We start from the raw sequence: 9,631 nt of genomic DNA, 5'->3' as shown, positions 1-9,631 counted from the left end.
CAATAAGCCAAAACCTCTTCTATGTTTTGTTATTTAATAAATACTTTTGCCTAATAAATCCAATTCATAATGAGCGAATTCAAACAAACCTTAAACTCGTCGCTGGGCAAAAAGCTGATCATGGCTTTAACAGGCTTGTTTCTGTGCACGTTTTTAATAGTGCACGTAGGCGGCAACCTGCTGTTGTTTAACAACGATAACGGTTTCAGTTTTAACGTGTATGCCAACTTCCTTACGCATTTTCCGCCTATTGAAGTTATTGCATACCTGTTGTACCTTTCCATTTTAGTGCATGCACTATACGGTTTGATCCTGACTGTCAAAAACCGTAAAGCCCGCCCTGTACGTTATGCAGTAGCGGCAAAATCTGATGCCTCATGGTCATCAAAAAACATGGGCCTGCTGGGTTCAATCATGTTCCTGTTCATCGTTATCCACATGGGCGATTTCTGGTTCCGTTACCATAACGATAAAACCATGGGCTTTAAAGAGTACCGTACCGATCTGGCAACCGGCGTAACTACCGCTGCCGAATACAAACCGGTTTCTGATGATTTCAGCCATTCTGTATCAACCGAAAACAACGTGGAAGTTGTAAGGGTAAAAGATTTGCACGCACGTGTTACTACCAGCTTCAGCAACCTTATTTACGTGATATTTTACGTAATAGCTATGGGCGCTGTGGCATTTCACCTGCTGCATGGTTTCCAGAGCGCGTTCCGTACGCTGGGCTGGGTACACCGTAAATATACCCCGGTAGTTTACTTTATTGGCACATGGCTGTTTGCGGTTATCATTCCGCTGCTTTTTGCCGCCATGCCGGTTTATTATTACTATTTATCAACCCAGGGAGCTCACTAAGTTAGCTGGCCAAAAGCCACAAACATAAACATATAGAAGAGATGACATTAGATGCTAAAATTCCTCAAGGCCCATTAGCCGAAAAATGGAGCAAGCATAAATTTGATCTGAAGCTGGTTAACCCCGCCAACAAACGTAAATACGATATCATCATCGTAGGTACAGGTTTGGCAGGCGCTTCGGCAGCTGCCACCTTAGGCGAGCTGGGTTACAATGTAAAAGCATTTTGTTTCCAGGACAGCCCACGCCGTGCACACTCTATCGCTGCACAGGGTGGTATCAATGCTGCTAAAAACTACCAGAACGACGGCGACAGTGTTTTCCGTTTATTTTACGATACTATTAAAGGTGGTGACTACCGCGCCCGCGAATCAAACGTTCACCGTTTGGCCGAAGTTTCGGTAAACATCATTGACCAGTGCGTTGCACAGGGCGTACCATTTGCCCGCGAGTACGGCGGTTTGCTGGATAACCGTTCATTCGGTGGTTCGCAGGTATCACGTACATTTTACGCAAGGGGACAAACAGGACAGCAGTTATTATTAGGTGCATACTCTGCCCTTAACCGCCAGATCCATGCTGGTAAAGTAAAAGTATACACCCGCCACGAAATGTTGGACGTGGTAACTATTGATGGGCATGCCAAAGGTATTGTTACCCGTAACATGCTAACCGGCGCAATTGATACCCATGCTGGTCACGCAGTATTATTGTGTACAGGCGGTTACAGCAACGTTTTCTACCTGTCAACAAACGCTATCGGCTCAAACGTAACAGCAGCCTGGAGGGCACACAAACGTGGTGCTTTCTTTGGTAACCCTTGCTATACCCAAATTCACCCAACCTGTATCCCGGTAACCGGCGACCATCAGTCGAAACTTACGCTGATGTCTGAATCGTTACGTAACGATGGTAGGGTATGGGCACCAAAAACGGTTGAAATTGCCGAGCAATTGCGCAAAGGCACATTGAAAGCCGACCAGGTTAAAGAGGATGACCGTGATTACTTCTTAGAGCGTAAATACCCGGCCTTCGGTAACCTTGTTCCGCGCGACGTGGCTTCACGTAACGCCAAAGAAATGGTTGAAGAGGGCAGAGGTGTGGGCGGTTCGGGCTTCGCGGTATTCCTTGACTTTGCCGATGCGATCAAACGCTTAGGCGAAGAGACCGTTAAAGCGAAATACGGTAACCTGTTTGATATGTACATTCAGATCACCGATGAGAACCCTTATAAACAACCAATGCGTATTTACCCGGCGGTACACTATACCATGGGTGGCCTTTGGGTTGATTATAACCTGAGCACTACCATTCCTGGTTTATATGCTTTGGGCGAGTGTAACTTCTCCGATCACGGTGCTAACCGCCTTGGTGCATCAGCATTGATGCAGGGTTTATCTGATGGTTACTTTGTGATCCCTTATACCCTTGGTGATTACCTGGCTAAAATTGGCCCTAAAAAAGTTGATACCAGCCACCCTGCTTTTGAAAAAACCAAACAGGATGTAATTGCACACGTAAATAAATTATTATCGCTTAAAGGCAATAAAACCACTAACGAGTACCACCGCGAACTTGGCCACATCATGTGGGAGTACTGCGGCATGGCCCGTACCGAAGAAGGCCTGAAAAAAGCAAAAGGTTTGATCCAGGCATTGAAAGCCGATTTCTGGAAAAATGCTATCGTAACCGGCGAAAACGAAGAAGTAAATGCGTCGTTGGAAAGAGCCGGTCGCGTGGCCGACTTTATTGAGCTTGGCGAACTGATGGTTGATGACGCTTTGATGCGTAAAGAATCATGCGGTGGCCACTTCAGGGTTGAATCGCAAACACCAGATGGCGAGGCACTTCGTGATGACGAAAACTTTGCGTTTGTAGCTGCATGGGAGTTTAAAGGCGAGAATCAGCCGGAAGAGTTACACAAGGAACAGCTGACATTTGAAGCAGTTCATTTATCACAACGTAACTACGCATAATTAGCGAATGGTTGATCAGGTGGATAGTTAAACCACTCACCCAATCAACCGCTCACTTAATCAACAAAAAACAACGATAACTCAAATCTAAAACAAAGATGAGTAACGGAAATATGAACCTGACGCTTAAAGTATGGCGTCAAAAAAATGCTCAAACCTCGGGTAAATTCGTAAGCTATAAAGCTGAGAACATTTCGCCTGATATGTCGTTCCTTGAAATGCTCGACGTGGTTAACGAAAGCCTTACCCACAAAGGTGATGAGCCAATAAACTTTGACCACGACTGCCGCGAAGGTATTTGCGGTATGTGTTCATTGTATATCAACGGTCACCCGCACGGACCAAAACGCGGTATCACTACCTGCCAACTACACATGCGTACCTTTCATGATGGCGAAACTATCACCATTGAGCCTTGGCGCGCAGAAGCATTCCCAATTGTTAAAGATTTGGCAGTCGACCGCTCAGCTTTCGACAGGATCCAGCAAGCTGGTGGATATGTTTCGGTAAATACCGGTGGTGTTCCTGATGGTAATGCTATTCCAATTCCTAAGGTTATTGCTGATGAGGCTTTCAACTCGGCTACCTGTATCGGTTGCGGTGCCTGCGTTGCAGCTTGTAAAAATGCATCGGCCATGCTGTTCGTATCGGCTAAGATCACCCAGTTGGGTTTATTGCCACAAGGCCAGCCAGAGCGCTACCGTCGCGTGCAATCAATGGTTGCTCAAATGGATGAAGAAGGTTTCGGTAGCTGTACCAACACCGGTGCCTGCGAAGCAGAATGCCCTAAGGAAATTAAGCTTACCAACATCGCCCGCATGAACAACGATTATTTCAGCGCGAAACTGTTCAGAGAAGAAGAAGCTCACGAACAAAATCATTAATTGATTATTGTTAGAATATAGCAAACGGCCCGGTTTATCCGGGCCGTTTTTATTTATAAGCTATTTCAGCCGAGTAAGCTGATTGGTATTACTTCGTTTCTACCTATGACTTAATAAAAGTTCGTCATGTTGAACTTGTTTCAACACCACACTCGCTAAGCCGCATGCTAAGCAAATCGCCTACCTGTCCTATGGGGTGCTGAAACAAGTTCAACATAACATAATTTACAAAAAGGACTGTCATCCTGAGGCACGAAGGATCTTCTTCAATAAGCATGGTCGCTATACAGGGCGAAGAAGATGCTTCGTACCTCAGCATGACAAAGGGGTGAATGGCATTTTTCCCATCAGAGTCCACCCGGATTTAAACACACAGCATGACATGATTGAGGTAGGCTCAGGCTACATCAACCACCAGTTTACCAACAGATTTGCCATTTTCCAATATATCGTGAGCCTCATTGGCGGTAGACAGTGTAAAAGAGCGTTCGTCAATCAGCGGAACAATTTTACCGGCTTCGGCAAGCCTGGTTGCTTCCTGCATAATTTCGCTGTGATGTTTGCGGCCCCTGCCGCTGATCATCGGCATTAAGGTAAATACTCCTGAATAAGTTGCGCCACGGAATGATAATGGAGCCAGCTTATGTTCTCCCCAACCAAGGCAGCTCACCACATGGCCGGTATAATACTTCGCGGCCACAAATGAGGCATCTAACGTAGCACCACCCAAAGTATCATAAACAATATCAAACCCATCGCCGCCAGTGTATTCATTCACATATTGCTCAACTGTCTTTTCGCGGTAATCAATAAAGGTAGCACCAATGCCTTCAATATATTGCTGTTGAGCCGCACTACCGGTAGCATAAACATCTGCCCCGAAAGCTTTGGCTATCTGAACAGCCAAATGACCAACGCCGCCTGCACCGCCATGCACCAATACCTTTTGCCCTTCATGCACATTTGCCCTATCCACAAGGCCCTCCCAGGCGGTTATAAAATTAAGCGGCATTGAAGCCGCCTGGCGCATGCTTAAACTGGTCGGTTTAACAGCAAGCAGATCGGCATCAAAAGCAGCATATTGTGCATAAGTGCCCTGTAAACCGCCGATACCACCGGCAAGGCCATACACTTCGTCGCCAGCTTTAAAACGGGTAACACCGGTACCTACAGCTTCAACAATGCCGGCAAAATCCATCCCTAAAATAGCAGGCAATGGCTGTTTAGCGTGCCCCCCTTTGCCTGTACGGATCTTGTTATCCAATACGCTTACGCCGCTGGCTACAATGCGTACCAGCACCTGTCCTTCTGCAGCAACAGGGCGTTCAACTTCGGTAAGTGTAAAGGGGGCATTTGCTTCGGCTGCTATTAGCGCCTGCATGGTCGGTTTATTTTGATTTTCCATTTTAGTAATTCTGTCGTTTGATTATAGTGCAAAATTATACAATGCAGCCCTCCTTATCCTTGTACAAATCCTCGTAATAATTGTACATTTACACTATGGTTAAAGATAATTTATACCAGCCCTTTGAGATCGTTTTACGCGAACCGCTCAATGCCTGCCCTCGCAGCGAACATTCACACAGCTTCTTCGAGTTTATTTATATTGTTAGCGGTACCGGTAAACAATGCATTAACAAAAGTAAGTTCGCCTATAAATCCGGTCACCTGTTTTTGCTTACACCCGATGACTCCCATTATTTTGAGATAGCAACGCCAACGCAGTTCCTGTTCATCCGCTTTAATATGGCTTATATTAAGGATTACAAGCTGCCCGGCGATGCCGTGAAGCACCTTGAATTTATCCTGAAAAATGCAGCGCAGGCACCGGGTTGTGTATTAAAAACCTATGAAGACAGCGCTGTAGTAAAACCCCTCATGCAGGCCATCATCAGCGAACAGCAAAAGAATAGCCTTTACAGCAAAGAGCTTTTGCAGCAATACATCAACACCGTTATTGTAATAGTTGCCCGTAATGTGGCCATGAGTATGCCCGATGAGGTAGATGAAAATACCGAAGAGAAGGCGCTCGATATTTTGCAGTACGTCCAGGCCAATATCTACTTCCCCGAAAAGCTCCGGGCTGAAGCTATAGCCGATAAAATGGGGATCTCAGAAACCTATGTCGGCCGTTATTTTAAAAAGCATACCAACGAAACCCTGCAACAATACATCATTAATTATAAACTTAAGCTTATCGAAAACCGCCTGCTGCACAGTAACATGCGCATGGTTGAAATTGCCAATGAGCTTGGTTTTAATGATGAAAGCCACCTGAACCGTATTTTTAAAAAGTACAGGAGTATGAACCCTTCGGAGTTTAGGAAAGCGGCGAATACAATTTAAGGTTAATACTTGCAGCACCGGGCCTTATCATTTGTGCTCTCAAATCAGTAAATCACAGTTTTCAATTATATAAATCAGCATAAATTGAAAATTTTATTAAAATATCTTCAAAAATTTCAAAATAATTTGCTTTTTTATCAAAAACACTTCATAAATTACAATTCATAAAGATAACTGATTATCAATTTTTAATTTATTGTAATTTTTTCATGGAAGAATCAGCTTATTTTAACCAATATAGCCCAATTGATAATGTTTGGGACGAAATGTATGGCTTAGACGCTAATGTTCGGGAACATTACCGCAAAGTTATTGACTACATTTCAAAAGAATCGGCCGATGACCTGAACAAGAAGGAAGAGCTTGCCAAGCGCCTTTTCATGAGTCAGGGCATTACCTTTACCGTTTATAACAGCGGCGAGGGCATTGAAAAGATCTTTCCTTTTGATATCATCCCCCGTATTATCACGGCCGATGAATGGGCTTTTGTTGAGCGGGGTATTAAGCAACGCCTCAATGCGCTCAACCTTTTCCTCAAAGATATTTACCACAATCAGTTTATTATAAAGGATGGTATAGTACCTATTGATATCATTTACTCATGTCCGCATTTTTTGCGTGAGATGTACCAGCTGCAGGTGCCTTATGATATCTATGTACACATTTCGGGTATCGACCTTATCCGTGATGAGGACGGCACTTTTTATGTGCTTGAAGATAACCTGCGCACCCCATCGGGCGTGAGCTATATGCTCGAGAACAGGGAGATCACCAAACGTTTATTCCCCGATCTGCTGCCGCAATGCAGCGTACGCAGCGTTACCGAATATCCATCCATATTATATAAAAACCTGCTGGCGCTTTCGCCTCGGCAAATCCATAACCCTACTATCGTTTTACTTACGCCGGGTATTTACAACTCGGCCTATTTTGAACATACCACGCTGGCCCGCTTAATGGGGGTTGAGCTGGTTGAAGGGCGAGATTTAGTGGTAAACAACCATAAGGTATATATGAAAACCACTACCGGCCTGCAACAGGTTGACGTGATCTATCGCCGGGTTGATGATGAGTTTCTTGATCCGCTGGTATTTAACCCTGCAAGTATGCTGGGCGTGGCCGGCTTGATGGGCGCTTATCGCAAAGGAAACGTTGCCATAGTAAACGCTACAGGCACCGGCGTTGCTGATGACAAAGCCGTATATGCCTATGTGCCCGATATGATCCGCTATTACCTGAATGAAGAGCCGATCCTCAAAAATGTACCAACCCACCAGCTTGGCAACCGCGACGAGCGCGAAATGGTATTTAAAAACCTCAATAAAATGGTGGTTAAAAAAACCAATGGCAGCGGCGGGTATGGTATGCTGATGGGTCACGCAGCAAGCGAACAGGAAATAGATGAATATAAAAAGGAAATACTGAAAGATCCGCGTAACTTCATTGCACAGCCAACCATCAGTCTTTCGGCGGCACCTTGCTATATGCAGGGCGAATTAAAGCCTCGCAGAGTTGATTTACGCCCTTATGCACTATATGGACCCGACGGCATTGAGATAGTGCCAGGTGGCTTAACCCGTGTAGCTTTAAAAGAAGGCTCGCTGGTGGTAAACAGCTCGCAGGGTGGAGGCAGTAAGGATACCTGGGTTTTAAGCCCCCCGACCCCCTAAAGGGGGAGGTAATGCGAAGGGCAAGTTTTTTATTAAACCGCTCTTGAGAGGGCAATCGTGCAAGCCTAATTAAATTGAATAAAGGAATTAAAATATAACTAACAAGCTGGTGGTAAAACCGCCGGCATAATCATTCCCCCTTTAGGGGGTTAGGGGGCTTTTATGTTAAGCAGGGTTGCAGCAAGTTTTTATTGGTTAAGCCGTTACATTGAGCGCAGCGACGGTATGCTGCGGATGTTAAAAATTAATTATGCCTCGTCGCAGGATACGGTGCAGGAATTTACCTGGGAGCCTGTAATGAGGATCTTTGCCGGGCTGAACGCCGGTGAGGCCGAAAAGCTGGACAATGACAGCCGGTCGGTTTTAAAGTATATGGTTACCGGGAAAAACAATCCTAATTCCATACTTAATATTATTACCCTGGCACGGGAAAATGCCCGTGGTGTGCAGGAACACATCACCAAAGACCTTTGGCAATGCCTTAATGAATATTACCACACGGTAAAAGATCCGCGCCTGGAACGTGCCCTGTACCGGGAAGATCCGATAGGAGTATTGGATGTTTTAATAAAACAGGTAATGCTTTATTACGGCACGGTGGAGATCACCATGGAACGAGGAGAGGGCCGTGCATTTATGAATATCGGCAAGTATCTTGAAAGGGCTATCCAGTCGGTTGATATTTTGGATACCAAGTTCAGCTCGATAAGTGATAATCCCGACTTGCTTACAGATACTACTTATTGGAAACACCTGTTGCTTTCGCTGGGCGGTTACGAGCTATATTTAAAAACCTATCGAGAAGGCTTTGAAGCCGAAAACGTTTTGGAGCAGGTTGTGCTGAACAACGACTTCCCGCGTTCGGTTATCTATTCGGTTAACAATATTCAACGCTATTTCGACAGGCTGAAGAACGATAGTAATGCCGATGATTACCGGGAGATGTCATTCCAGATTGGCAGGCTGCAAAGCCGCATAAAGTACAGTTCGGTAAAAAGCATTAAGCAGGAGGGCCTGCACCTGTTCCTCACCCAAATCAGGAGTGAGCTATACGGCGTTGGAAATTCACTGAATCAGCATTATTTTGCTAATTCATAAATTTAATTTGAAAACCGCTTAATTTGAAGATGTGTTGATTTGAAAATTTGAAAATGCAGATTTACTCTTTTCATTTTCAAATCTTCAAATTGTCCAATTAACTAATTAAAGAAGAGATGCCTGAATTTAAGATCCAACATATCACCAAATACACCTATGAGGGGCCTGTTCGCGACAGCGCCAACCAGATCATCCTGTTCCCGATAAAAGATGAATACCAGGAAGTGATAAAACAGGAATTGAGCATAACCGGCAACTCGGTGGTTGATACCCATATTGATTATTACGGCAACGAGGTTGGCAGTTTTACCTACAGCGATCAGCACAATATGCTGGTCATTAACTCCAAGCTGGTTGTTACTACCCGCCAGCGCCCACTGCCGGTTAACGATATTTTTCCAGAGCAGCAATGGGAAGATCTAAAGCGGCTTCAGTATATGGTGCCCTATATTGATTTCCTAAAGCAGGAATATTTTGAAGGCCTGCCCGAACTGCAGGAAGTAGTTGAGCAGGAAAGACACAAAGACGAAACTCCTTTCCAGGTGGCGCTCCGTTTTTGCGGCTGGGTTTACAAAAACTTTGAATACATCAAAGGCGTAACCACCGTTGAAACCACGCTCGACGAAGTGTGGAAGCTTAAAGCCGGCGTTTGCCAGGATTTCGCCCATATTTTAATGGTGATGCTCCGCCAGCTTAAAATACCATCACGCTATGTAAGCGGCTACATCTGCACCCACAGCAGCGCTATGCGCGGTGAAGGGGCAACCCACGCCTGGGCCGAAGTATACGTACCCGA

The 9,631-nt window shown here is 45.2% G+C and carries 9 protein-coding genes; 7 read left to right on the top strand and 2 right to left on the bottom strand.

Going from position 1 to position 9,631, the window contains the following annotated elements:
• Positions 1–69: 69 nt before the first annotated feature.
• From VF500_RS00905 to VF500_RS00895, 3 genes are all read left to right on the top strand, one after another.
• Complete coding sequence (locus VF500_RS00905; protein ID WP_330857869.1) at positions 70–861, top strand: succinate dehydrogenase cytochrome b subunit; 792 nt, start codon at positions 70–72, stop codon at positions 859–861.
• A gap of 41 nt (positions 862–902) precedes the next feature.
• Positions 903–2,837, top strand: a complete 1,935-nt coding sequence (locus VF500_RS00900; protein WP_330857868.1) for a fumarate reductase/succinate dehydrogenase flavoprotein subunit — start codon at positions 903–905, stop codon at positions 2,835–2,837.
• 98 nt (positions 2,838–2,935) lie between these two features.
• Complete coding sequence (locus tag VF500_RS00895; RefSeq protein ID WP_330857867.1) at positions 2,936–3,721, top strand: succinate dehydrogenase/fumarate reductase iron-sulfur subunit; 786 nt, start codon at positions 2,936–2,938, stop codon at positions 3,719–3,721.
• A gap of 124 nt (positions 3,722–3,845) precedes the next feature.
• Here VF500_RS00895 and VF500_RS00890 read toward each other — a convergent pair whose 3' ends face one another.
• Both VF500_RS00890 and VF500_RS00885 read right to left on the bottom strand, forming a co-directional pair.
• Positions 3,846–4,040 (bottom strand): hypothetical protein, encoded by a 195-nt coding sequence (locus tag VF500_RS00890; RefSeq protein WP_330857866.1) that lies wholly within the window; start codon positions 4,038–4,040, stop codon positions 3,846–3,848.
• 78 nt (positions 4,041–4,118) lie between these two features.
• Positions 4,119–5,126: a zinc-dependent alcohol dehydrogenase family protein gene (locus VF500_RS00885; protein WP_330857865.1), complete on the bottom strand. Its 1,008-nt coding sequence runs from the start codon at positions 5,124–5,126 to the stop codon at positions 4,119–4,121.
• A 95-nt stretch (positions 5,127–5,221) separates the two neighbouring features.
• Between VF500_RS00885 and VF500_RS00880 the strand changes: the two genes are divergently transcribed.
• The 4 genes from VF500_RS00880 to VF500_RS00865 all read left to right on the top strand — a co-directional run.
• Positions 5,222–6,067, top strand: a complete 846-nt coding sequence (locus VF500_RS00880; protein ID WP_330857864.1) for an AraC family transcriptional regulator — start codon at positions 5,222–5,224, stop codon at positions 6,065–6,067.
• A 209-nt stretch (positions 6,068–6,276) separates the two neighbouring features.
• Positions 6,277–7,737 (top strand): circularly permuted type 2 ATP-grasp protein, encoded by a 1,461-nt coding sequence (locus tag VF500_RS00875; RefSeq protein WP_330857863.1) that lies wholly within the window; start codon positions 6,277–6,279, stop codon positions 7,735–7,737.
• A gap of 162 nt (positions 7,738–7,899) precedes the next feature.
• Complete coding sequence (locus tag VF500_RS00870) at positions 7,900–8,835, top strand: alpha-E domain-containing protein (RefSeq protein WP_330857862.1); 936 nt, start codon at positions 7,900–7,902, stop codon at positions 8,833–8,835.
• A gap of 116 nt (positions 8,836–8,951) precedes the next feature.
• Positions 8,952–9,631 (top strand): transglutaminase family protein (locus tag VF500_RS00865; protein WP_330857861.1); only part of this gene is annotated, 680 nt, incomplete at its 3' end.

It is taken from the genome of Mucilaginibacter sp., assembly GCF_036383575.1.
Taxonomy (GTDB): domain Bacteria; phylum Bacteroidota; class Bacteroidia; order Sphingobacteriales; family Sphingobacteriaceae; genus Mucilaginibacter.
The sequence above is the reverse complement of the archived record's forward strand: the minus strand, read 5'-3'. Positions and strand labels throughout refer to the sequence as shown.